The organism is Pseudomonas sp. NCHU5216 (assembly GCF_052156495.1).
GTDB lineage: Bacteria > Pseudomonadota > Gammaproteobacteria > Pseudomonadales > Pseudomonadaceae > Aquipseudomonas.
On the sequence record NZ_JBQLIX010000005.1, the window covers coordinates 100,756 to 122,234 of the forward strand.

General features: G+C 64.1%; 20 protein-coding genes. 12 read left to right on the forward strand and 8 right to left on the reverse strand.

Annotated features, from left to right (window positions below; genetic code table 11):
* Positions 1-68: 68 nt before the first annotated feature.
* The 3 genes from ACSVIK_RS05965 to ACSVIK_RS05975 are packed head-to-tail and all read right to left on the reverse strand — an operon-like array spanning position 69 to position 3,627.
* Positions 69-341, reverse strand: coding sequence for an oxidative damage protection protein (locus tag ACSVIK_RS05965; protein WP_442443446.1), 273 nt, complete (start codon positions 339-341; stop codon positions 69-71).
* Positions 338-1,405, reverse strand: coding sequence for an A/G-specific adenine glycosylase (mutY, locus tag ACSVIK_RS05970; protein WP_442443447.1), 1,068 nt, complete (start codon positions 1,403-1,405; stop codon positions 338-340). Before mutY ends, ACSVIK_RS05965 begins: the two co-directional genes overlap by 4 nt.
* Complete coding sequence (locus tag ACSVIK_RS05975) at positions 1,402-3,627, reverse strand: AsmA family protein (protein WP_442443448.1); 2,226 nt, start codon at positions 3,625-3,627, stop codon at positions 1,402-1,404. The genes mutY and ACSVIK_RS05975 overlap by 4 nt, the downstream gene beginning before the upstream one ends.
* A 410-nt stretch (positions 3,628-4,037) precedes the next feature.
* Between ACSVIK_RS05975 and ACSVIK_RS05980 the strand changes: the two genes are divergently transcribed.
* The 8 genes from ACSVIK_RS05980 (at position 4,038) to ACSVIK_RS06015 (ending at position 10,832) form a co-directional block, all read left to right on the forward strand.
* Positions 4,038-5,696 carry an OFA family MFS transporter gene (locus ACSVIK_RS05980; protein WP_442443449.1) on the forward strand — a complete coding sequence of 553 codons (1,659 nt, stop codon included), beginning with the start codon at positions 4,038-4,040 and terminating at the stop codon, positions 5,694-5,696.
* Between the two features lie 146 nt (positions 5,697-5,842).
* Positions 5,843-6,436 (forward strand): imidazoleglycerol-phosphate dehydratase HisB, encoded by a 594-nt coding sequence (hisB, locus tag ACSVIK_RS05985; protein WP_442443450.1) that lies wholly within the window; start codon positions 5,843-5,845, stop codon positions 6,434-6,436.
* Positions 6,436-7,074: an imidazole glycerol phosphate synthase subunit HisH gene (hisH, locus tag ACSVIK_RS05990; protein ID WP_442443451.1), complete on the forward strand. Its 639-nt coding sequence runs from the start codon at positions 6,436-6,438 to the stop codon at positions 7,072-7,074. The genes hisB and hisH overlap by 1 nt, the downstream gene beginning before the upstream one ends.
* Complete coding sequence (locus ACSVIK_RS05995) at positions 7,074-7,331, forward strand: DUF2164 domain-containing protein (protein WP_442443452.1); 258 nt, start codon at positions 7,074-7,076, stop codon at positions 7,329-7,331. Before hisH ends, ACSVIK_RS05995 begins: the two co-directional genes overlap by 1 nt.
* Positions 7,332-7,426: 95 nt before the next feature.
* Positions 7,427-8,185 (forward strand): 1-(5-phosphoribosyl)-5-[(5-phosphoribosylamino)methylideneamino]imidazole-4-carboxamide isomerase, encoded by a 759-nt coding sequence (gene hisA / locus ACSVIK_RS06000; protein ID WP_442443453.1) that lies wholly within the window; start codon positions 7,427-7,429, stop codon positions 8,183-8,185.
* Between the two features lie 71 nt (positions 8,186-8,256).
* Positions 8,257-9,027: an imidazole glycerol phosphate synthase subunit HisF gene (gene hisF / locus ACSVIK_RS06005; RefSeq protein WP_442443454.1), complete on the forward strand. Its 771-nt coding sequence runs from the start codon at positions 8,257-8,259 to the stop codon at positions 9,025-9,027.
* 226 nt (positions 9,028-9,253) lie between these two features.
* On the forward strand, positions 9,254-10,003 hold the full coding sequence (locus ACSVIK_RS06010) for a substrate-binding periplasmic protein (RefSeq protein ID WP_442443455.1): 750 nt from the start codon (positions 9,254-9,256) through the stop codon (positions 10,001-10,003).
* A gap of 73 nt (positions 10,004-10,076) precedes the next feature.
* Positions 10,077-10,832: a substrate-binding periplasmic protein gene (locus tag ACSVIK_RS06015; RefSeq protein ID WP_442443456.1), complete on the forward strand. Its 756-nt coding sequence runs from the start codon at positions 10,077-10,079 to the stop codon at positions 10,830-10,832.
* A gap of 204 nt (positions 10,833-11,036) precedes the next feature.
* Here the strand turns inward: ACSVIK_RS06015 and ACSVIK_RS06020 are convergent, their stop codons facing one another.
* The 3 genes from ACSVIK_RS06020 to gpmI all read right to left on the reverse strand — a co-directional run bounded on the left by ACSVIK_RS06020 (position 11,037) and on the right by gpmI (position 15,348).
* Positions 11,037-12,350 carry a S41 family peptidase gene (locus tag ACSVIK_RS06020; RefSeq protein WP_442443457.1) on the reverse strand — a complete coding sequence of 438 codons (1,314 nt, stop codon included), beginning with the start codon at positions 12,348-12,350 and terminating at the stop codon, positions 11,037-11,039.
* A gap of 47 nt (positions 12,351-12,397) precedes the next feature.
* Positions 12,398-13,639 carry a murein hydrolase activator EnvC family protein gene (locus ACSVIK_RS06025; RefSeq protein WP_442443458.1) on the reverse strand — a complete coding sequence of 414 codons (1,242 nt, stop codon included), beginning with the start codon at positions 13,637-13,639 and terminating at the stop codon, positions 12,398-12,400.
* Positions 13,640-13,815: 176 nt separating this feature from the next.
* A complete protein-coding gene (gene gpmI / locus ACSVIK_RS06030; RefSeq protein ID WP_442443459.1) occupies positions 13,816-15,348 on the reverse strand; it encodes a 2,3-bisphosphoglycerate-independent phosphoglycerate mutase in 1,533 nt (510 codons plus the stop codon).
* 146 nt (positions 15,349-15,494) lie between these two features.
* Here gpmI and ACSVIK_RS06035 point away from each other — a divergent pair, with 146 nt between their 5' ends.
* Genes ACSVIK_RS06035 through secB form a run of 3 tightly spaced genes read left to right on the forward strand, consistent with a single transcriptional unit; the run spans position 15,495 to position 16,678 of the window.
* Positions 15,495-15,908: a rhodanese-like domain-containing protein gene (locus ACSVIK_RS06035; protein ID WP_442443460.1), complete on the forward strand. Its 414-nt coding sequence runs from the start codon at positions 15,495-15,497 to the stop codon at positions 15,906-15,908.
* 1 nt (position 15,909) lies between these two features.
* Positions 15,910-16,170, forward strand: coding sequence for a glutaredoxin 3 (gene grxC / locus ACSVIK_RS06040; protein ID WP_268179422.1), 261 nt, complete (start codon positions 15,910-15,912; stop codon positions 16,168-16,170).
* Positions 16,171-16,198: 28 nt separating this feature from the next.
* Positions 16,199-16,678 carry a protein-export chaperone SecB gene (gene secB, locus ACSVIK_RS06045; protein WP_442443461.1) on the forward strand — a complete coding sequence of 160 codons (480 nt, stop codon included), beginning with the start codon at positions 16,199-16,201 and terminating at the stop codon, positions 16,676-16,678.
* A gap of 1,004 nt (positions 16,679-17,682) precedes the next feature.
* On the opposite strand, the gene trmL is transcribed toward secB, so the two are convergent.
* Positions 17,683-18,147, reverse strand: coding sequence for a tRNA (uridine(34)/cytosine(34)/5-carboxymethylaminomethyluridine(34)-2'-O)-methyltransferase TrmL (gene trmL / locus ACSVIK_RS06050; RefSeq protein WP_442443462.1), 465 nt, complete (start codon positions 18,145-18,147; stop codon positions 17,683-17,685).
* Here trmL and ACSVIK_RS06055 point away from each other — a divergent pair.
* The gene (locus tag ACSVIK_RS06055; RefSeq protein ID WP_442443463.1) at positions 18,146-18,589 is read left to right on the forward strand and encodes a hypothetical protein; all 444 of its coding nucleotides are present in this window, start codon (positions 18,146-18,148) and stop codon (positions 18,587-18,589) included. The two genes, trmL and ACSVIK_RS06055, sit on opposite strands and share 2 nt — an antisense overlap.
* A gap of 426 nt (positions 18,590-19,015) precedes the next feature.
* On the opposite strand, the gene ACSVIK_RS06060 is transcribed toward ACSVIK_RS06055, so the two are convergent.
* Positions 19,016-21,394 carry a penicillin acylase family protein gene (locus ACSVIK_RS06060; RefSeq protein WP_442443464.1) on the reverse strand — a complete coding sequence of 793 codons (2,379 nt, stop codon included), beginning with the start codon at positions 21,392-21,394 and terminating at the stop codon, positions 19,016-19,018.
* Between the last annotated feature and the right edge of the window lie 85 nt (positions 21,395-21,479).

A 21,479-nucleotide genomic window follows, 5' to 3' on the forward strand; every position in this document is an offset into this window, starting at 1 on the left:
ACCGCTATCGAGAGCCTGACGGCTGGTGCGCATGGCGCACCCTACCCGAAGCCGTCCCAGGGTTGTCCTTACTCGCTCGGCGGCACGTAGCCTTCGGCCTGGGCGTATTCCTCACCGGAAAGGAACTTGTCCATCTCGGCCTGGAGGAACTTGCGATCCTCGGCGTTCATCATGTTCAGGCGACGTTCGTTGATCAGCATGGTCTGGTGCTTCTGCCACTCGTCCCAGGCCTGCCTGGAAACGTTATTGAAGATGTCTTCGCCCTTAGGGCCGGGGTAGGGCGCGCGATCCAGGCCGGGCAGTTCCTGTTTGTATTTGCGGCACTGTACGGTGCGGGTCATGTCGGTTCTCCAGCGGTAATGGCTTGCGCCGCGCGTTTCAGCAGCTTCTTCACCGGGGCGGCGAGGCCCAGGCGCGGCGGGGTGGCGAGGTTATACCAGAGCCAGTCGGCCTCGGCCACGCGACCGGGCTGCTCGGTTACCTCGATCAGCCAGGGTTCGATGGCTAGCTGGAAGTGGCTGAAGGTATGGGTCAGGCCTTCCAGTTCGCGACGTTCGCCGAGGCGCAGTTGTTGCTGCCCTGCGAGGTCGTCGAGCTGGGCCAGGTCGTCCAGCTCCGGCAGGCTCCACAGCCCGCCCCAAAGGCCGGTGGCGGGGCGGCGATAGAGGAGGATGTCGCCGGCCGCGTTGACCAGCAGCGGCATCAGGGTGCGCTTCTGCGGCAATGTCTTGCGCGGCTTGGGCACCGGGTAGCGGATTTCCAGGCCGAGCAGGTGCGCCTGGCAGCCGCTGCGCACCGGGCACAGCAGGCAGGTGGGTTTGCTGCGGGTGCAGAGGGTGGCGCCGAGATCCATCATCGCCTGGGTGTAATGGCCGACGCGCTCATGCGGGGTGAGGCGCTCGGCCACGTCCCAGAGTTGCTTGGCCACCTTGGGTTCGCCCGGATAGCCCTCCTGCGCCACGTAGCGCGCCAGCACGCGCTTGACGTTGCCGTCGAGGATCGGTGCACGCAGGCCCATGCTCAGGCTGGCGATGGCGCCGGCAGTGGAGCGGCCGATGCCGGGCAGCTCGCTGAGGGCTTCGACGCTGCGGGGGAATTCGCCGCCGTGTTCGCCCATGATGATCTGCGCGGTTTTCTGCAGGTTGCGGGCGCGGGTGTAGTAGCCCAGGCCCGTCCACAGGTGCAGCACTTCGTTCTCGGGCGCCTCGGCCAGGTCTTTCACGGTCGGCAGGGCGGCCATGAAGCGGTCGAAGTAGCCGAGCACGGTGCTGACCTGGGTCTGCTGCAGCATGATCTCGGAAACCCAGACGCGATAAGGGGTGATGTTCTGCTGCCAGGGCAGATCCTTGCGCCCGTGCTGGTCGTACCAGGCCAGCACGGCGCTGTTGAACTGCTCGGGGCTCATCGGTTGAACAGGCCCTTGAGTGCGTCTTTCAGCTCGGGGCTGACCTTGTCGCCGAGCTTCTCTTCCAGCTTCTCGGTCAGCTTGTTGCCGGCCAGGCGCGCGGCGATCTTGCCGAGGCCGTCCTGATCCAGACGGCAGGCCTTGGCGCCCATTTCCAGCGGGCCACGGCAGCGCAGCGGCCATTCGATGCCGACATAGCGCTCGTTGACCTGGCAGGCCGGGTCGGGCATTTCCCGCTGGTCGCCCTCGATGGTGATACCGACCTTGTAGTCCAGGCCGAGCACGCGCAGGTCGAGGTCGCCATTGCCGCTGACCGCCAGGCCCGGTATCTGTGCGACCAGATCCGGGTTGTGCGCTACGCCATCACGTACGCTGAGGCTGCCCTTGAGTTCGCGGAAGGGGGTGTCCTTGCCGCTCGGCGGGTTGCTCAGGGTCTTGCGGTTGAGGGTGGCGATGCCACGGCACAGTTGCTGTTCGAGGTTGGCACCGACCAGCACGCCGTCGTTGAGGACGAAACTGGCGTTGCCGTTGAGCGCCTCGATCCAGGCCTTCTCGCTGTTGCCGCGGGTGTTGAACTTGGCGTCCAGATCAAGCAGGCCGCGGATGGGCGAGGGTTGATCCTCCTTCTTGAGGAAGGGCTCCACGGGGATGCGGCTGAGCCGCTTCTCGACACTGATCATCGGCTCGGCCTGGCGCACGTCGATGCGCCCGTTGCCGCTGAAGCTGCCGCCCTGCAGTTTGCCGCGCACTTCTTCCAGGGTGATCAGGCCGCCACGGCCATTGGCCTTGAGGGTCACGTCGGTGAAGGGTTGCTGGTCGAAGGTGAGCTGGCCCAGGCTCAGCGCCAGTTGCGCGTCAAGCTTGCGCAGGCGGTCGATGGGCAGCACTTTCTCGTCGCTCCAGGCCTGTTGGGTCGGGGCGTTGGGCAGCGGCGTAGTGCCGCTGGAGCCGGCATCGGCGATGCTCGCCTTGACCTCCGACTGGCGCGCGGCGGCGGCGCTGTCCTTGCCCTTGGGTGGCAGGTAGCGGTCGAGGTCGAGCTTGTCGCCCTTGAGGTCGGCGCGCAGTGCCTGTTTGGCGAAGTCGGCCACGCCCAGGCTGCCGCTGTAGCTGCTGCCGTCGAGCTTGAGGTCGAGGTTTTCCAGCATCAGCCCCTTGCTGGAGCCGTTGAGGCGGCTGACCAACTCGAACTGGCTGAGGCTGTTTGCATCACGCATGGGCGGCAGTTCGACGCCGATACCATCGAGGAATTCGCGCAGATTGAGTGCGGCGATGGACAGGCCGCCAGCGAGCTTGGCGTCCTTGTCCAGTTCGCGCACCTTGAGTTCACCCAGAGCGCGCAACTGGTTGGTGGAGAGCTTGAGGCCATTCCACTCGGCGATATTGGCGGCCTGGTCGAGCAGCAACTGACCCTGCGCGGAGAAGTTCAGGGTCTTGCCATTGAGTGGTTCGCCCGAGGCTTCGCCGGCCAGCTTGAGATCCTCAAGCTGGTAGCGCTTGAGGGCGCGGTCGAAACGCAGCGAGCCTTCCAGTTCACTGCGCGCACGCAGCACCGGCTGGTTGGTGCCGAAGAAGGCGCTGAGCTTGAGCGGGATGCTGGCGCCTTCGCGGATCGCACCGGTCTTCAGTTCGATGTTTTCCACGGTGAATTGCTGGCCTTTCTGCGCATCGTCGTAGTCGATGCGCGAGTTGCTCAGGGTCAGGCTGTCGATATCCAGTTTCAGCGGTTGCGCGGCGGGTTTGCCCGCTTCGCTGCTGGGCTGGGTGTCCGCCACCGGCGGCTGCTCGGCTGGGGGCTGTTCGCTGCCTTCGGCCTTGGCCGGGCGGCCTACACCCTCCCAGTTGCCATGACCCTTGGCGTCGCGCTGCAGGTTGAGGTTGAGGCCGTCGACGCGGATATCGCTCATCTGCACTTCCTTGCGCAGCAGCGGCAGTACACGTACCGACAGGCCGATCATGCGCAGGTCGGCGAAGGGCTTGTTCGGGGTGTCGGCACTGGCCAGGGTGGCGTCGGTGAGTTCCAGGCCGAGCCAGGGAAACAGGCTCCAGCCGATGTCGCCCTTGAGTTGCAGGTCGAGATTGGCCTTGTCGTGAGCGATCTGGCGAATCTCGTCCTTGTAGTCGTTGGGGTCGAACAGATGGGTCAGGGCGAACAGCAGCGCCACTATGATCAGCAGCAATCCGAGAAGGAAGAGGCCCAGGATCTTGCCAAGCGCTTTCATGGACGAGTCCTTGTTTCGATGGCTGGAATGAAAGGGCGCCCAGTATAACGTCAAGCGCCGTCGCGATAGGTTCGGTTGGCCCGTGGCCATGTCATGGCCTGGCCGCAGAGAGAACCGGCAGGGGGTTGGATCGGGAAGAGGATGAGCGGTTCCTTGTGCGATGAGCCTGCACGCGAACCTGGGCAACCTCGATTGCACCTGGCCGTAACGGCGTTTGCATCGATGGCTTCTATCAAGCAATAGAGACTGTCTTTTGTGATTTGCCGAAAACTCAGAAAAAAAGCAAAAAAAAGCAAAAAGCTCATTCTCGCGCGACGTTTTGTCGCGGCCCGGTGCTACTCTCTGCAAACTTTGGCGCCAGGCTGCTGTCGCGTGCGCCTTTGTCTGCAACCATAAAAAGAGACTCTGCTATGACTGACGCCCTTGCATTGAACGGCGTTGCGGCGAAGCCTGCATTCCTCTCCAAGGAACGCATCATCGCGCGCCCCGGCTTCAACCGTTGGCTGGTTCCGCCAGCCGCCCTCGCTATTCACCTGTGTATCGGTATGGCCTACGGCTTCTCGGTATTCTGGCTGCCGCTGTCCAAGGCCGTCGGCATCACCGCCGCCACGGCCTGTGCCCCGGAAATGGGCTTCTTCGAGCAAATCTTCGCCAGCAACTGCGACTGGCAGATTTCCATGCTCGGTTGGGTCTACACCCTGTTCTTCGTCTTCCTTGGCTGCTCGGCTGCCATCTGGGGTGGCTGGCTGGAACATGCCGGCCCGCGCAAGGCCGGTGTGGTATCGGCCCTGTGCTGGTGCGGTGGTCTGCTGATTTCCGCGCTGGGCGTCTACACCCACCAGATCTGGCTGCTATGGCTGGGCTCGGGGGTGATCGGCGGTATCGGCCTGGGCCTGGGCTATATCTCGCCGGTGTCGACCCTGATCAAGTGGTTCCCGGACAAGCGCGGCATGGCGACCGGCATGGCGATCATGGGCTTCGGCGGCGGTGCGATGGTCGGTGCGCCGCTGGCAGCGATGCTGATGAACCACTTCGCCACCCCGGATAGCGTTGGCGTGTGGCAGAGCTTCGTGGTCATGGCGGTGATCTACTTCATCTTCATGATGGGTGGCGCACTGTCCTACCGTGTACCGCCGACCGGCTGGAAGCCGGCAGGCTGGGCTGCGCCAGAGGCGAAGGGCAACAACGCGATGATCACCAAGGGTCACGTGCACGTTGATACCGCGCTGAAGACGCCGCAATTCTGGCTGGTCTGGGCCGTACTGTGCCTGAACGTGTCGGCCGGCATCGGCATCATCGGCATGGCTTCGCCGCTGCTGCAGGAAGTCTTCGCCGGCAAGCTGATCGGGGTCGACCTGAGCTTCAACCAGCTCGACGCGGCTCAGCTCGCGCAGATCGCGGCGATCGCGGCGGGCTTCACCGGCCTGCTCAGCCTGTTCAACATCGGCGGCCGCTTCTTCTGGGCCTCCTGCTCGGACTTCATCGGCCGCAAGGGCACCTACTTCGTGTTCTTCGGCCTGGGCCTGGCGCTCTACGCTTCGGTGCCGATGCTCGCTCACCTGGGCAGCCTGGCGCTGTTCGTGCTGGCCTTCTGCATCATCCTGTCGATGTACGGCGGTGGCTTCTCCACCGTGCCGGCCTACCTGGCTGACCTGTTCGGCACGCAGATGGTCGGCGCCATCCATGGTCGTCTGCTGACCGCCTGGGCCGTGGCGGGTGTGCTCGGCCCGGTGCTGGTCAACTACCTGCGCGAGTACCAGTTGAGCATCGGTGTGGAGAAGGCCGCGGCCTACGACATCACCCTGTACATTCTCGCTGGCCTGCTGGTGCTGGGCTTCATCTGCAACGCCCTGGTGCGCCCGGTGGCAGCCAAGTACTTCATGAGCGAGGCCGAGCTGGCCGCCGAGCGTGCCCATGGCGAGAAATCCACCCCGGCAGCGGGCGAGCTGGAGTGGTCGGCCGATCCGTCGAGCAAGCCGTTGGCCATCGCTGCCTGGCTGGTAGTGGGCATTCCGCTGGCCTGGGGTGTGTGGATCACCCTGCAGAAGACCGTCGTACTGTTCCAGTAACGCCGCGCTGCTGAAAAAAGCCCGTGCAGGCTCCGCGCCTGCACGGGCTTTTTCGTTGTCGCCGTCCGACCATCGCCGGTAGCCGTTGCGGCCGCGGCGCGCCTATAATGCTGGCCTTTTTCCGTTGGCAATTCGTGGAGCTGGTGATGGCCGAACGTACGGCATCCGTCGAGCGCAACACCCTGGAAACCCAGGTCAAGGTCTCTATCAATCTGGATGGTACTGGCAAGGCCAAATTCGACATTGGCGTGCCCTTCCTCGAGCACATGCTCGACCAGATCGCCCGCCATGGCCTGATCGACCTCGACATCCACTGCAAGGGTGACCTGCATATCGACGACCACCATACCGTCGAGGACGTCGGCATTACCCTCGGCCAAGCTTTCGCCAAGGCTGTCGGCGACAAGAAGGGCATGACCCGCTACGGCCATTCCTACGTGCCGCTGGACGAGGCACTGTCGCGCGTGGTGATCGACTTCTCCGGTCGCCCGGGCCTGCAGATGCACGTGCCGTTCACCCGTGCCGTGGTCGGTGGCTTCGATGTCGACCTGTTCCAGGAATTCTTCCAGGGCTTCGTCAACCACGCTCAGGTCAGCCTGCACATCGACAACCTGCGTGGGCACAACACCCACCACCAGATCGAAACCGTATTCAAGGCCTTCGGCCGTGCCCTGCGCATGGCCGTGGAGCTCGACCCGCGCATGGCCGGGCAGATGCCGTCGACCAAAGGAACCCTCTGATGCAGACCGTAGCCGTCATCGACTATGGCATGGGCAACCTGCACTCGGTGGCCAAGGCGCTGGAGCACGTCGGTGCTGGCCGCGTGCTGGTGACCAGTGACGCCAAGGTGATCCGTGAGGCCGACCGGGTGGTGTTCCCCGGCGTCGGCGCGATCCGCGACTGCATGGCCGAGATCAGGCGCCTGGGCTTCGACGAACTGGTGCGTGAAGTCAGCGCCGACCGCCCGTTCCTCGGCATCTGCGTTGGCATGCAGGCGTTGCTCGAGCGCAGCGAGGAGAACGACGGTGTCGATTGCATCGGCCTGTTCCCTGGCCAGGTGCGCTTCTTTGGCAAGGATCTGAGTGAAGACGGCGAGCGCCTCAAGGTGCCGCACATGGGCTGGAACGAAGTGGCGCAGGCGGTGAAACACCCGCTGTGGCACGACATTCCCGATCATGCGCGCTTCTATTTCGTGCACAGCTATTACATCGAGGCCGGCAAGCCGCAGCAGGTGGTCGGTCGTGGTCACTATGGCAAGGACTTCGCCGCCGCGCTGGCCGAGGGCTCGCGCTTCGCCGTGCAGTTCCACCCGGAGAAGAGCCACAGCCACGGCCTGCAGTTGCTGCAGAACTTCATTGCCTGGGACGGCCGCTGGTAATGGCTCGCGCCAAGGTGCCGAGCCTGGCGCTGGAGCCGGCTCAGGAGCAGGCCGCGCTACTGGTTTTGCAGCGCTTTCTCGATGAGCGTTTCGAGCTTGAGCTGGGCACCTTCGAGGTGCAGGAAGTGCTCGACCTGATCACCCGCGAATTGGCACCGCACTACTACAACAAGGCGATTCTCGATGTGCAGGCGCACCTGAAAGACAGGTTCGAGAGCATCGAGAGCGACCTCTGGGCACTCGAAAAAGGCAGCTGAAAGCGACAAGCCGCAAGCTGCAAGAGAAACGAATGCGCCTGCCTGCAGCTCGAGGCTTGCAGCTTGCCGCTCTTTTTGACGTTAGGAAAAAAGACATGCTGATTATCCCCGCTATCGATCTCAAGGACGGCGCTTGCGTGCGTCTGCGCCAGGGCCGCATGGACGACTCCACGGTATTCTCCGACGACCCGGTGAGCATGGCCGCCAAGTGGGTCGAGGGTGGTTGCCGTCGTCTGCACCTGGTCGATCTGAACGGCGCCTTCGAGGGCCAGCCGGTCAACGGTGAAGTGGTCACCGCCATCGCCAAGCGCTACCCGAACCTGCCGATCCAGATCGGCGGCGGCATCCGCACCCTGGAGACCATCGAGCACTATGTGCGCGCCGGCGTCAGCTACGTGATCATCGGCACCAAGGCGGTCAAGGAGCCCGAGTTCGTCAGCGAGGCGTGCAAGGCCTTCCCCGGCAAGGTGATCGTCGGCCTGGATGCCAAGGACGGTTTCGTCGCCACCGACGGCTGGGCTGAAGTCTCCAGTGTGCAGGCCACCGACCTGGCCAAGCGCTTCGAGGCCGATGGCGTCTCGGCCATCGTTTATACCGACATCGCCAAAGACGGCATGATGCAGGGCTGCAACGTCGAAGCCACCGCCGCGCTGGCCGCTGCCAGCCGCATCCCGGTGATCGCTTCCGGCGGTATCCACAACCTGGGTGATATCGAGAAGCTGCTGCTGGCGCGTGCGCCCGGCATCATCGGCGCCATCACCGGCCGAGCCATCTACGAAGGCACCCTGGACGTGGCCGAGGCGCAGGCGTTCTGTGATGCAGCGGCAAGCGGCAAGCCACAAGCCGCAAGTTAAAGCGCTGCCTGCCCAGGCTTCTGCTTGAGGCCTGGGGCTTGCAGCTTGCAGCCCTTTTTCGGAGAAAAAGCATGGCACTGGCCAAACGCATCATTCCTTGCCTGGACGTGGACAACGGCCGCGTGGTCAAGGGCGTCAAGTTCGAGAACATCCGCGATGCCGGCGACCCGGTGGAAATCGCCCGCCGCTACGATGAGCAGGGTGCCGACGAGATCACCTTCCTCGACATCACCGCCAGCGTCGACGATCGCGATACCACGCTGCATACCGTCGAGCGCATGGCCAGCCAGGTGTTCATCCCGCTGACCGTCGGTGGCGGCGTGCGCAGCGTGCAGGACATCCGCAACCTGCTCAATGCCGGCGCCGACAAGGTGTCGATCAACACCGCCGCCGTGTTCAACCCCGAGTTCGTTGGCGAAGCCGCCGCGCGCTTTGGCTCGCAGTGCATCGTCGTCGCCATCGACGCCAAGCGCGTTTCCGCGCCGGGCGAGCCGGGCCGCTGGGAAATCTTCACCCACGGCGGGCGTAAACCCACCGGCCTGGATGCGGTGGAGTGGGCACGCAAGATGGAAGGTCTGGGCGCCGGTGAAATTCTGCTGACCAGCATGGATCAGGACGGCGTGAAGAGCGGCTACGACCTGGGCGTGACCCGCGCCATCAGCGAGGCCGTGCGCGTGCCGGTGATCGCCTCCGGTGGGGTCGGCAACCTGCAGCACCTGGCCGACGGCATCCTCGAAGGCAAGGCCGATGCAGTGCTGGCCGCGAGCATCTTCCACTTCGGCGAATACACCGTGCCGGAAGCCAAGGCCTATCTGGCCAGCCGCGGCATCGTGGTGCGCTGAGCGCATCGTTTGCCAGGGGCGAGCAGGGCGCCCCTGGTTACGTTCGCCCCTGCGCCTCTCGTATTGCCGGGCGTAATGGCCCTGGTGCAGAACTTGCTACTGTGAACTTCGTCACGGCATGGCACATTCGTCCAAATGATGGCGGCAGTCTGCTATCGATCACTGTGCCGAGGCTGGCATGGGGGGTATCCTCGCCCGGTCTGCTTTGCTGAATACGAGAAATACCATGTTGAAACGCATGTTGATGTTGCTGGGGAGCACTCTTGTGGTGCTGACCGGCAGTGTGCGCGCCGAGTTGAGCGAACCTGTGGTGCTGCTGACCGAGAATTTCCCGCCCTACAACATGGCCACCAATGGCAAGAATTTCGCGCATGAGGAAAACATCGAAGGCATTGCCGTGGATGTCGTCAGGGAAATGTTCAAGCGGGCGGAGGTGCCCTACGACCTGACCCTGCGCTTCCCCTGGGATCGCATCTACAAGCTGGCGCTGGAAAAGCCGGGCTATGGCGTATTCGTCGCGGCGCGTTTGCCTGAGCGTGAGCAGCTGTTCAAATGGGTCGGGCCCATCGGCCCGGACGACTGGGTGATGCTGGCCAAGGGTGATAGCGAGGTGAAGCTCGACAGCCTGGAACAGGCCAGTCAGTACCGGATCGGCGCCTACAAGGGCGATGCCATTTCCGAGTACCTGAGCGAGCATGGCGTCGCGCACAGCACCTCGCTGCGCGACCAGGAAAATGCGCGCAAGCTGATGGCCGGGCAGATCGACCTGTGGGCCACGGGCGATCCGGCCGGGCGCTACCTGGCCAGGCAGGAGGGTGTCAGCGGTTTGAAGGTGGTGCTGCGTTTCAACAGTGCCGAACTTTATCTGGCATTGAACCGGGAAACCCCGGATGAGCTGGTGAAGCGCCTGCAGGCCGCTCTGGATCAGATGCGTGCCGAAGGTGTGCTGGACGAGATACAGAGAAACTACATGTGAGTGCGCCGTGCGGGAGCGGTTGCTCTCGGCGGTGGGCCGATCCTATCGATATGAAGTCTGGGGAGTCGCTCTTATGCTGAAGAAACTGAGTCAACGTCTGCTGTTTGTCCTGTGCCTCGGTGCCGGTATCGCCCATGCGGAACTGCCGCGCGATTACAAAGTGATCCTGCTGACCGAGAATTTCCCGCCGTTCAACATGGCGATCGATGACAAGAACTTCGCCCGTGACGACTCGATCGACGGCATCAGTGCCGATATCGTCCGTGAGATGTTCAAGCGCGCTGGCATCGACTACACCCTGACCCTGCGCTTTCCCTGGGATCGCCTGTATCGCCTGACCCTGGACAAGCCCAACTACGGCCTGTTCTCCACCACCTACACCGAGGAGCGCAAGCCGCTGTTCAAGTGGGTCGGCCCCATCGCCAGAACCGGCTGGGTGCTGCTCGCGGCGCCGGGTAGCGACATCAAGGTGTCGAGCCTCAAGGACGCGGCCAAGTATCGTATCGGTGCCTACAAGAACGACGCCGTCAGCCAGAACCTGGAAAGCCAGGGCCTGGCGCCGATCAACGCCCTGCGTGACCAGGAGAACGTGAAGAAGCTGGTGCGCGGACAGATCGACCTGTGGGCCACCACCGACCCGGTGGGTCGCTACCTGGCCAAGCAGGAAGACGTGACCGGCCTCAACACCGTGCTGCGCTTCAAGGATGCCGAGCTGTACCTGGCCCTGAACAAGGACACCCCCGACGAGGTGGTGCAGCGGCTGCAGCAGGCGCTGGATGCCATGCGTGCCGAGGGGTATGTCGACGAAGTGACCAACAACTACCTCTAACAGGCTGTTGAAAAACTACCTGCGTTGCCATTGCTGCGTTAAAAACAGGCTCAAAATGCTCATTTACAACTCGTAAACTGCGCTTCTTCGCCTGTTTTTGCCTTGCACTGGCTGCCTCGCCTACGTTTTTCAACGGCCTGCTAACGGCTGCGCAAAAAAAGCCCGGACTGAATGTCCGGGCTTTTTCATTTCAGCCGTGGGCTTTCACTCGCCGCGGGTGACGTTCAAACCCTTGAGCAGGTTCAGCGCCTGGCTCAGTTGATAGTCGTCATCCTGCGGGCGCTCTTTGCGGGCCGCCTGCGCGGCCTTGCTCGGACGGTCGGCGCCGCCATTGCCATTGCCCAGGTGGCCGAGCAGATCGGCTTCCTTGATGCCTTCGGGATCCTGCTCACGGGTGACCTTGGCGCGCTCCACCTCGATGTCCGGAACGATGCCCTGCGCCTGGATCGAGCGGCCGTTGGGGGTGAAGTACAGCGCTGTGGTCAGTTTCAGCGCGCGGTCGTTGTTCAGCGGCAGCACGGTTTGCACCGAGCCCTTGCCGAAGCTGTCGGTGCCCATCAGCACGGCGCGTTTGTGATCCTGCAGGGCACCGGCGACGATCTCCGAGGCCGAGGCGCTGCCGCCGTTGATCAGTACCACCAGCGGTACGCCTTCGCTGGCGTCGGCCGGGTCGGCGTTGAAGCGCAGTTCGGAGTTGGCCAGGCGCCCTTCGGTGTAGACGATCAGGCCGCTTTTGAGGAAGTGGTCGGCCACTTCCACTGCAGCCTGCAGCACGCCGCCCGGGTTGTTGCGCAGATCCATCACCAGGCCGCTCAGCTTCTTGTTGCCGTTTTCCTTGCGCAGCTTGGTCAGCGCCTTGCCCACTTCCTCGCCGGTGTTGACCTGGAACTGCGAGATCCGCAGGTAGCCATAACCGTCTTCGAGCAACTGGCTCTTGACGCTGCGCACCTTGATCACCGCGCGGGTCAGGGTGATGTCGAACGGGCGACCGCCATCGCGCACCAGGGTCAGCTCGATCTCGCTGCCGGCCTTGCCGCGCATCTTGTCCACGGCTTCCATCATCGACAGGCCCTTGGTCGGCTGGCCGTCGATCTTGACGATCAGGTCACCTGGCTGGATGCCGGCTTTCGAGGCCGGGGTATCGTCAATGGGCGACACCACCTTGACGAAGCCGTCTTCCATGCCCACTTCGATGCCCAGGCCGCCGAATTCGCCGCTGGTGCTTTCCTGCAGCTCGGCGAAGGCATCGGGTTCGAGGTAGGCCGAATGCGGGTCGAGGTTGCTGAGCATGCCCTTGATGGCATTCTCCAGCAGGGTCTTGTCGCTGACCGGCTCGACATAGGCGGCCTTGATGCGATCCATCACCTCGGCGAAGGTGCGCAGCTCATCCAGTGGTAGTGGCGCCGCCTTGCTGCTCGCCGCTGGCGCGGGGGCAGGCTCGGCAGCCTGCAGGGCGGGAGCGCCGAGCAACAGGCCAAGGGCCAGAGCCAGGCAGGTGGGGCGGAAGCGATGGGGCATGAAGACAACTCCTAAGTGGATGAGGCGCCACCAGGCAGCAAGCCTGGTTATCCCTGCGCGCGGCACCATTGTGCCGGATCACTCGGGCGACCGTTCTGGCGGATGGCGAAATACAGTGCCGGGGTAGCCTGGCCGCCGCTGGTTCCGACCGTGGAAATGGCTTCGCCCGCCTTGACCAGTTCACCGGCTCGCTTGAGCAGGCTCTGGTTGTGGCCATACAGGCTCAGATAGCCGTTACCATGGTCGAGAATGACTAACAGACCGGCGCCGCGCAACCAGTCTGCGAAAACCACGCGCCCTCCGTGCACGGCGCGCACCTGGCTACCCGCCTGCGCACCGATCAGGACGCCATCCCACTTAGTACGAGCATCATCGCCGCGAGGGGTTCCGTAGCGAGCTACCAATCGGCCATCGACAGGCCATGGCAGCTTGCCTCGTGCACTGGCGAAAGGCCCGCCATAGATGGCTCCGGAGCTGACCAGCGGGCCGCTGGCTGCCGGCTTGCCGGCACTGCTGGGGCGGGCTTCGCGGGCAGCCAGTTCGCGCTTGCGTGCCTCTTCGGCCTCGCGTGCCTGGCGCGCCAGGGTTTCTTCGATGGTCTTGAGCACGCGGCCCAGCTCGGCTTGCTCCTGCTGGCGCGCCTTGAGGCGCTTGTCGCGGCTGGAAAATTCGCTGTTGAGCTTGGCCAATGCCTGCTGGCGCTCCTTGCGGGCCTCGGCGAGCTGGGCATGGCGCTCATCCAGCTCGGCTTTCTGCGCCTGCAGTTGGGCCTGGTGAGCGTTGATTTCCTGTTCGACGTTGGCCAGTTGACGCAGGGTTTCGTTGAACGCCGAGAGTTGCTCCAGGCGCGCATGGCTCAGGTAGTCGTAGTAGGTGAGGGTGCGCGAGAACTTTTCCGGGTTCTGCTGGTTGAGCAGCAGCTTGAGGTATTCCTGGCGGCCGCTCTGATAGGCGGCGCGGGCCTGAATGGCGATCAGCCGTTGTTGTTCACTGCGCGCGCTCTGGAGTTTTTTTTTCTCCTTGTCCAGGCGCTGGATTTCCTGCTCGCTGTCCTTGAGCTCGTTCTGCAGATCCTTGACCTGGCTTTCCAGGTCGCCCATCTCGGTCTCGGTCTTCTTCAACTGCTGCTGTACGCCGGATTTCTCCTGCTGCAGTTTCTCCAGCAGCTTCTTCAGCTCGGCGACGTCCTGGCGCGCCGCTTCCAGTTGGCGCTGGGTATCGGCACGCTGATCGGCCATGGCCGGAGCGAGCAGGCTGCTGAGCAGAACGAGTATGAGGAAACGACGCATGGAGTGAGCGACACCTGGGCGGGGTAGCAATGGCGACTAGTATGCCTAAAAAAGCAGCGGCAAGCTGCAAGCCACAAGCTGCAAGAAGAACGAAAGCGACCTGTAGCCCGGATGCAATCCGGGAGCGGACTCCCCGGATTGCATCCGGGCTACGATTTCCGTGGCCTGAAGCTGCTCTATTGCAGCTCGACGATGGGCTTGCCGGTCATTTCGCTCGGTTGCGGCAGGCCCATCAGCTTGAGCAGGGTGGGCGCCACGTCGGCCAGTACGCCGCCTTCGCGGATGCGCGCCGGGCGCTTGCCGACGTAGATGAAGGGCACTGGCTCGCAGGTGTGTGCGGTGTGCGCCTGGCCGGTGCACTCGTCTTCCATCTGCTCGACGTTGCCGTGGTCGGCGGTGATCAGTGCCTCGCCACCGACCTTTTCCAGCGCCTCGGTGATGCGGCCGACGCAGGTGTCGAGGGTTTCCACGGCCTTGACCGCCGCCTCGAACACGCCAGTGTGGCCGACCATGTCGCCGTTGGCGTAGTTGACGATGATCACGTCATAACGCTGGTTCTCGATGGCGTCGACGATCTTGTTGGTGACTTCCGGTGCGCTCATTTCCGGCTTGAGGTCGTAGGTGGCGACGTTCGGCGAGGGAATCAGGATGCGCTCTTCGCCCTCGAACGGCTCTTCGCGGCCGCCGGAGAAGAAGAAGGTGACGTGGGCGTATTTCTCGGTTTCGGCGATGCGTAGCTGGGTCTTGCCGTTCTTCGCCAGGTACTCGCCGAGCACGTTGGTCAGCGCCTCCGGGGCGAAGGCCGCCGGTGCCGGGATGCTCGCCGCGTACTGGGTGAGCATGACGAAGCCGACCTGCGGCGCACGCTTGCGCTCGAATTCCTTGAAGCCGGGCTCGACGAAGGCGCGAGTCAGTTCGCGGGCGCGGTCGGCGCGGAAATTCATGAACACCACGGCGTCGCCGTCTTCGACCTGCACCGATTCGCCGATGCTGGTGGCCTTGACGAACTCGTCGCTCTCGCCACGCTCGTAGGCAGCCTGCAGGCCCTCCACGGCTGTGGCGGCCTTGAACTGGCCGGCGCCGTCGACGATCAGGTGGTAGGCCTGCTCGACGCGATCCCAGCGGTTATCGCGATCCATGGCGAAGTAGCGGCCGGTGAGGCTGGCGATGCGGCCCTTGCCGAGGCGGGCGAAGGTGGCGTCGAGCAGTTCGATGGACGGCTGCGCGCTCTTCGGCGGGGTGTCGCGGCCATCGAGGAAAGCGTGCAGGTAGATCTTCTCGGCACCACGCTTGGCGGCCAGTTCGGCCATGGCGACGATGTGATCCTGGTGGCTGTGCACGCCGCCATCGGAGAGCAGGCCGAGGATGTGCACGGCCTTGCCGGCGGCTACGGCCTTGTCCACGGCTTGGTTGATGGTGGCGTTGTCGAAGAATTCGCCGTCGCGGATGGCCTTGGTCACGCGGGTGAAGTCCTGGTACACCACGCGCCCGGCACCGAGGTTCATGTGACCGACTTCGGAGTTGCCCATCTGCCCGTCCGGCAAACCGACATCCATGCCGCTGCCGGAAATCAGGCCATGCGGGAAAGTGGCGCGCAGACGGTCGTAGACCGGTGTGTTGGCCGCATGGATGGCGTTGTATTCGGGTTTGTCGCTGTGACCGAAGCCGTCGAGGATGATCAGAACCAAGGGTTTGGGCGTGGCGCTCATTTAGCTGGCTCGCTCTGGGTCGATTGGCGGAAGACAAGGCCGGGCATTCTACGGTCAAGCGCCTGGCACGTCACTGCCGGACGGGGTTTGGCCGACCTGTGGGGCTGTGTATACTGGCCGGCATTTTACCGTCCTGGGTCTTATAGATGTTCGCCAACCTGATTGAGTTCGTCACCAACCACTACGTATTGGCCGGAACCTTCGTGGTTCTGCTGGTGCTGCTGATCGTCACCGAAATGCGCAAGGGCGGGCAGAGCCTGTCCACTCGTGAGCTGACCGCGCTGGTCAACAGCGACCAGGGCGTGGTACTCGACGTGCGTTCGCAGAAGGATTTCTCCGCCGGGCATATCGTCGACTCGCTGCACATTCCCTACGAGAAGGTCAGCACGCGCATCGCCGAGTTGGAAAAGCACAAGGCCAAGACCATCGTCATCGTCGATGCCATGGGCCAGCAGGCCGGCAGCATCGCGCGCGAACTGAAGAAAGCCGGTTTCACCGCTGCCAAACTCTCTGGTGGCATTGCCACCTGGCGTGGTGACAACCTGCCGCTGGTGAAGTGACATGGCCCAGGTGGTCATCTACTCCAGCGACTGGTGCCCCTTCTGCGTACGGGCCAAGCAACTGCTGGCCAGCAAAGGGGTGGATTACGAGGAGATTCGCGTCGATGGCCAGCCGGCCGTACGCGCGGAGATGACCCGCAAGGCCGGGCGCACCTCGGTACCGCAAATCTGGATCGGCAGCACCCACGTGGGTGGTTGTGACGACCTCTATGCCCTGGAGCGCGCCGGCAAGCTCGACGCCCTGCTGCAGAGCCCCGCTTGAAACCTCAACGTTAAGGAAGGCCAACGCCATGACCGAGCAAGCCAACAGCGGCGCCGCCGCCGAGCAGACCCCTCAGTTCTCCCTGCAGCGCATCTACGTCAAGGACCTGTCCTTCGAGGCGCCGAAGAGCCCGGAAATCTTCCGCCAGGAGTGGACGCCGAGCGTCGGTCTGGATCTGAACACCCGCCAGAAGGCCCTGGAAGGTGACTTCCACGAAGTGGTGCTGACCCTGTCGGTGACCGTGAAGAACGGCGAAGAAGTCGCCTTCATCGCCGAAGTGCAGCAGGCCGGCATCTTCCTGATCAAGGGCCTGGACGGCGCCTCCATGAGCCACACGCTGGGCGCCTTCTGCCCGAACATCCTGTTCCCTTATGCCCGCGAAGCGCTGGACAGCCTGGTGACCCGCGGCTCCTTCCCGGCGCTGATGCTCTCGCCGGTGAACTTCGATGCCCTGTACGCGCAGGAGCTGCAGCGCATGCAGGAGGCTGGTGAGGCCACTGTTCAGTAAGAGCATGTTGGTTGAGTGAGAAAGCGCCCTTCGGGGCGCTTTTTGCGTTTTGTGGAGTCATGCTGGACTGGCAAGTTTGTCGTGGCTTGTTGGCTTGTTGGCTTGTTGGCTTGTTGGTTGTTCGGGTGTTTGTTCCGAATTGCCGCGTTTTTGCTGATGTCTTTGGTTTCGCCCTCCCGGGCGAGTCACTTTGCGGGCAAAGTAACCAAACCCTCCGCCCTTTCATCCGGCCCTGGCTGCGCCAGGGTTCGCTCACTCCATCGCCGTTCCAGAGGCCCGCCGCGGTGGGCCATCCCTGGCCCATCGCGGCTCTCGCGACATCCATGTCGCTCAACCTCTTCCACGGCGATTCCGTTCGCCCTCCTGGGCGGGCTCTGCACGCGCCTGAACCTTAGGTAACCCAGAAGTTGCGCGGAGTGTTTGAGAGGGCCGCCGTAGGGCGGACTCAGGAGCGCCAGCGAACAGTCCGCCGGGCCATGCCGAGTTCGGCACTACGGCTCACGCCCAATACTTCCACCAACGGCGTACTGCTCCGCGAGTACGCCCTACGCGAATGAAAGTTTTGGTTTAACCCGGCAGCCACGTCATGGTTCCACTGTCACCAGAACACGCCGCACATGCCCGGAACCGATGTACGTTCAGGCGCGCGAATGGCCCCTTCAGGAGGGTGAGTGGAATCGTTGCGCAGAGGGGCGAGCGGCATGGATGCCGCGAGAGGCGTAATGGGCCAGGGATGGCCCATGTACGCCGACCCTCGGAGCAGCGATGGAGCGAACGAACCCCGGCGCAGCCGGGGCCGGATGGCGGGGCCAAGCCTTTTTGCTTTCTTTTGTGGCGTTTGACAAAAGAAAGTCGCCGGGGGGCGAAACGGGAGACATCAGCAGAGCGCCGATAAGCAGCTTGAACACCGAAAATAACAGCAGATCCACACAAATTTGCCAGTCCGGTGCCCGAACTGCCTTCCACGAAAATCCACGAAGAACCTTACTCGTCCGCCTACCGCCTCAATCGGCGTCGGCAAAGCCGTTCTGCCGCCAGGCCTCGTAAACGGTCACCGCCACGGTATTGGACAGGTTCAGGCTGCGGCAACCCGCGCGCATCGGCAGGCGCACGCGCCGTTCGGGTGGCAGGGCGTTGCGCACGTCCTCCGGCAGGCCACGGCTCTCCGGGCCGAACAGGAACGCATCGCCTGGCTGGTAGGCGATGTCGTGGAATGGCTGCGAACCCTTGGTGGTGAAGGCGAACAGGCGCGGTTGGCCGAGGCTGTCGAGGCAGCTATGCAGATCCGCGTGGCGCTTGAGCGTGGCGTATTCGTGGTAATCCAGCCCGGCGCGGCGCAGGCGCTTGTCGTCCAGCTCGAAGCCCAATGGCTCGATCAGGTGCAACTGGCAGCCGCTGTTGGCACACAGCCTGATAATGTTGCCGGTATTGGGCGGAATTTCCGGTTGAAAGAGGATGACGTGAAACATGCAGCACTCCGAGCACTGGGACGGGCGCCATTCTACGCCGCCGGAGGATCCGCGGCCGCGTTTGCGCTGGCGTTTCGTGGCCTCGATCATGCTCACCGCCTTTCTCGTCGGCGTGATGATCGGCCGGGTGTTCGATCCACCGCGCCTGCGCGTCGAGGCTGCCGAGCCCTGGGCGCAGGGGCTGCAGCTCTGGTTCAACCGGGCGCCAGAGGCACAGGCCGAGCCGGTCGACGGTGCGCTGAGATATCGTTTCGAGGATGCCTATGGGCGGGTGCGCGAAGGACAGTTGAAGCTGCCCCTGGGCATGGTGAACTGGCGCATCGAGCGCGATGGGCGGGATCTGCTGCTGGTGCTGATATCGCCGCGCCCGCTGAGCGGGGAGTGGCGCGGTAGCGAGGTGGACGGACGTTGGCGCGTGCAACTGACGCTACGCCCCGAATAAAGAGGGGGATTCCCCGGCCTGCCTGTACCAAGGTCCCCGAAACGGGTGGCGCCTGCCCCGTCGAGCGGGTTGTGGCGCACTGCACGTGACAACGTGGTCACGTCGAATAAAGAGGGGATTCCCCGGCCTGCCTGTACCAAGGTCCCCGAAACGGGTGGCGCCTCGCCCGTCGAGCGGGTTGCGGCGCGCAGCGTGTGACAGCGAGGTCACGTCGAATAAAGAGGGGGATTCCCCGGCCTGCCTGTACCAAGGTCCCCGAAACTGGGCTTGCACTAGCATATGCAGGGGGTGTGCCAATTTCGTGACCGGAGCGGCAAGGCCTGATTTGGCGGGCTTCAGAGCGCCCTGGCAAAGAACTGGCCGGGGCGTGGGGATGATGGGCGTGCACCAGAGAGCAGCATGCTGCTCTCTGGTGCACCATGCTGCTCAGCGCGGTAGCAACTCGAGGGTGCCCTGGGTATGGCTCGCTATGTCCGCTTCGTTCAGGTGCTGGGGCCGATAGAGGCCAAGCACATGGCCAGCGGCCTGGTCGGCGTAGTGCGCGTCGAACGGTACGCCGCTCTGGCCGACAGGATTGCCGCCCAGTGCCTGGCTCGCGTCGGCCAGGTCGATCAGGCGCCGCGTCGAGGGGCCATAGACCACCTGCCAGGGCGCCGGGCCGATCCTGTGCGAGAGGTTGTCCGGCACCTCGTGGCTACCCGGGGCGGCGAAGGGGCCGACGTTGAGCAGGCGGCCGAGCAAGGGCTGTTGGCCCAGCGGGTGGCCGTGGGTGAGGGTATGGACGCGGCCCCATTGCCAGTTCTGCGGATCATCCCCTAGCTGCTCGCGCAGGTGTGCCAGGCTGGCGCGCCAGGCGTCGGCGACGATTTGCGCGCGAGTTGCCGTGCCGTTGCTGTCCTTGCGTTGCCACCAGGGCGAATCTGCATCGGCGGTCAGACGCGGCAAGGCGATGTCGAGTGACCGGCTTTGCAGCAGGCTGTCGAAGAAGGCTTCGCCCAGTTCGTCGGCCATGGCTTCGTGGGCCAGTTGATAGAGCAACTGGTTGAACAGCGTCGCAGTGACCGAATCCAGCGGGTGCTCGCCATTCCATTCGGCCAGACGCTGCACCAGAGCCTGTTCCTGCTCGCCATGGGCGGCGCTGCGCAGCTCGCCGAGGATCGGCGCCAGCACGCGTCTGGGGTAGCCGCTGCCGGTGTCGAGCTGCAAGGCCTGGCTGTTGTGCACATCCCATTTCACCGAGGCGTCGCTCAGGCGCTGGTTCAGGCGCTGGCCACGGTCGGGCAGGTTGTAGTAGCCGGGAATCTCGATGCCACTGGCCGGCACTGGCTGATAGTTGGCCGAGACGATATAGCCACGCGCCGGGTTCTCTTCCTGCGGGTTGGCGCTGAAAGGGTGCCAGCCGAGCTTGTCCGCCTCGCCGCTGGCACCGTCGAGGATGAAGGTGGGGTTGACCCCGACCGGGCGCAGCGGCAGCTTGGCGGACGCCCACCAGCCGATATCGCCAGTGGCATTGGCCCAGATCACATTGAGGCCGGGTGCCTCGATCTTCTCGACGGCGGCGCGGGCCTTGTCCAGGGTGTCGGCGCGATCCAGTTGGTAGAAGGCGTCGAGCAAGGGGTTGTCGGTTTCGAGGAAGGCCCACCACATGGCGATGGGGGTGCTGCCGCTGCTCTGGCCGAGGGCGTCGTTGACGATGGGGCCATGGGGCGAACGGCGCAGGGTGATCTGCACCGGCTCGGCGCCCTTGACCTGAATGCTTTCCGTGCGTTGCTCGAGGTCGACCCAGCGGCCCTGATACCAGACCTGGTTAGGGTTGTCCGGGTTGACCCGCTCGGCGATCAAATCGAGGTCGTCGTTCTGGAACATGGTCAGGCTCCAGGCGAAGTCACGGTTGTGACCGAGCATGGCGCTGGGAATCAGAGCGTGATGGTAGCCGTACAGCTCGTAACCGGGCGCCTGCAGGTGCGCTTCGTACCACACCGCCGGCAGGGAGAAACGGATGTGTGGATCGCCCGCCAGTAGCGGTTTGCCGCTGGCGGTGCGGCTGCCGGACACGGCCCAGGCGTTGCTGCCCTCGAATTGCGGCAGGCCGCTGCCGGCCAGCGCGGCATCGCTGAGCTGGGCCAGGGCGGCCAGATCCTGCCAGTCGCCCGCGGCCAGGGGCGTGCCGAGTACGCCCTCGGGGTGCCATTCGAGGTCGAAGACCTTGAGGTAATCGGCGCCGAGCTGGTCGCGGATATGCGTCATGAGGGGCTCGGTACGCAGCGCGGCGGCGAAGCTGTAAGCCATGTAGCCGGCGACGCTGAGGGTGTCGGCGACGCTGAAGGGGCGCGGCTCGATGCCCAGCAGGTCGAACTCCATGGGCAGCGGGCGGCTGGCCTGGTACTGGTTGATGCCGTCCAGGTAGCTCTGCAGGGCGCGTACCGAGGGGCTGTTGGTATCCAACTGGGCGGCGCGGGCATCGGCGTGGCGGGCGATCTCCAGGGTGCGGAACAGACGGTCGGTGGGCAGCAGCTTCTCGCCGAGCACTGCGGCCAGCTCGCCGCGCGCCAGGCGCCTGAGCAGTTCCATCTGGAACAGGCGATCCTGGGCATGCACGAAACCCAGGGCACGGTACAGGTCGTCCTGATTCTGCGCCTTGAGATGCGGCACGCCGCGCTCGTCGTAGCGCACCGTCACCGGTGCATGCAGGCCAGCCAGGGCCAGTTCGCCGTCACGTTGCGGTTGTTTGCCATGCAGATACCAGCCAGCGCCGGCGGCACCAACGGCAACGATCAGGGCCAGAGCGGTGAGGGTACGTTTCATCGAGATCCTTGTTCTTGTGGGGCAGCAGGTCGGCATTCTGCGTAGCTGCCTCGGCGCTGGCATTGACCAAATGCAGCAGGCTTGA

What these genes read in the sequence shown, in the direction of transcription:
- hisH (WP_442443451.1), top strand. Translation starts at nt 6,436, where the DNA reads ATGCAGACCGTAGCCGTCATCGACTATGGCATGGGCAACCTGCACTCG.
- hisB (WP_442443450.1), top strand. Translation starts at nt 5,843, where the DNA reads ATGGCCGAACGTACGGCATCCGTCGAGCGCAACACCCTGGAAACCCAG.
- ACSVIK_RS06060 (WP_442443464.1), bottom strand. Translation starts at nt 21,394, where the DNA reads ATGAAACGTACCCTCACCGCTCTGGCCCTGATCGTTGCCGTTGGTGCC.
- gpmI (WP_442443459.1), bottom strand. Translation starts at nt 15,348, where the DNA reads ATGAGCGCCACGCCCAAACCCTTGGTTCTGATCATCCTCGACGGCTTC.
- trmL (WP_442443462.1), bottom strand. Translation starts at nt 18,147, where the DNA reads ATGTTTCACGTCATCCTCTTTCAACCGGAAATTCCGCCCAATACCGGC.
- ACSVIK_RS05965 (WP_442443446.1), bottom strand. Translation starts at nt 341, where the DNA reads ATGACCCGCACCGTACAGTGCCGCAAATACAAACAGGAACTGCCCGGC.
- ACSVIK_RS06035 (WP_442443460.1), top strand. Translation starts at nt 15,495, where the DNA reads ATGTTCGCCAACCTGATTGAGTTCGTCACCAACCACTACGTATTGGCC.
- ACSVIK_RS06025 (WP_442443458.1), bottom strand. Translation starts at nt 13,639, where the DNA reads ATGCGTCGTTTCCTCATACTCGTTCTGCTCAGCAGCCTGCTCGCTCCG.
- ACSVIK_RS06015 (WP_442443456.1), top strand. Translation starts at nt 10,077, where the DNA reads ATGCTGAAGAAACTGAGTCAACGTCTGCTGTTTGTCCTGTGCCTCGGT.
- ACSVIK_RS05995 (WP_442443452.1), top strand. Translation starts at nt 7,074, where the DNA reads ATGGCTCGCGCCAAGGTGCCGAGCCTGGCGCTGGAGCCGGCTCAGGAG.
- ACSVIK_RS05980 (WP_442443449.1), top strand. Translation starts at nt 4,038, where the DNA reads ATGACTGACGCCCTTGCATTGAACGGCGTTGCGGCGAAGCCTGCATTC.
- hisF (WP_442443454.1), top strand. Translation starts at nt 8,257, where the DNA reads ATGGCACTGGCCAAACGCATCATTCCTTGCCTGGACGTGGACAACGGC.
- mutY (WP_442443447.1), bottom strand. Translation starts at nt 1,405, where the DNA reads ATGAGCCCCGAGCAGTTCAACAGCGCCGTGCTGGCCTGGTACGACCAG.
- ACSVIK_RS06010 (WP_442443455.1), top strand. Translation starts at nt 9,254, where the DNA reads ATGTTGAAACGCATGTTGATGTTGCTGGGGAGCACTCTTGTGGTGCTG.
- secB (WP_442443461.1), top strand. Translation starts at nt 16,199, where the DNA reads ATGACCGAGCAAGCCAACAGCGGCGCCGCCGCCGAGCAGACCCCTCAG.
- ACSVIK_RS06020 (WP_442443457.1), bottom strand. Translation starts at nt 12,350, where the DNA reads ATGCCCCATCGCTTCCGCCCCACCTGCCTGGCTCTGGCCCTTGGCCTG.
- ACSVIK_RS06055 (WP_442443463.1), top strand. Translation starts at nt 18,146, where the DNA reads ATGCAGCACTCCGAGCACTGGGACGGGCGCCATTCTACGCCGCCGGAG.
- hisA (WP_442443453.1), top strand. Translation starts at nt 7,427, where the DNA reads ATGCTGATTATCCCCGCTATCGATCTCAAGGACGGCGCTTGCGTGCGT.
- grxC (WP_268179422.1), top strand. Translation starts at nt 15,910, where the DNA reads ATGGCCCAGGTGGTCATCTACTCCAGCGACTGGTGCCCCTTCTGCGTA.
- ACSVIK_RS05975 (WP_442443448.1), bottom strand. Translation starts at nt 3,627, where the DNA reads ATGAAAGCGCTTGGCAAGATCCTGGGCCTCTTCCTTCTCGGATTGCTG.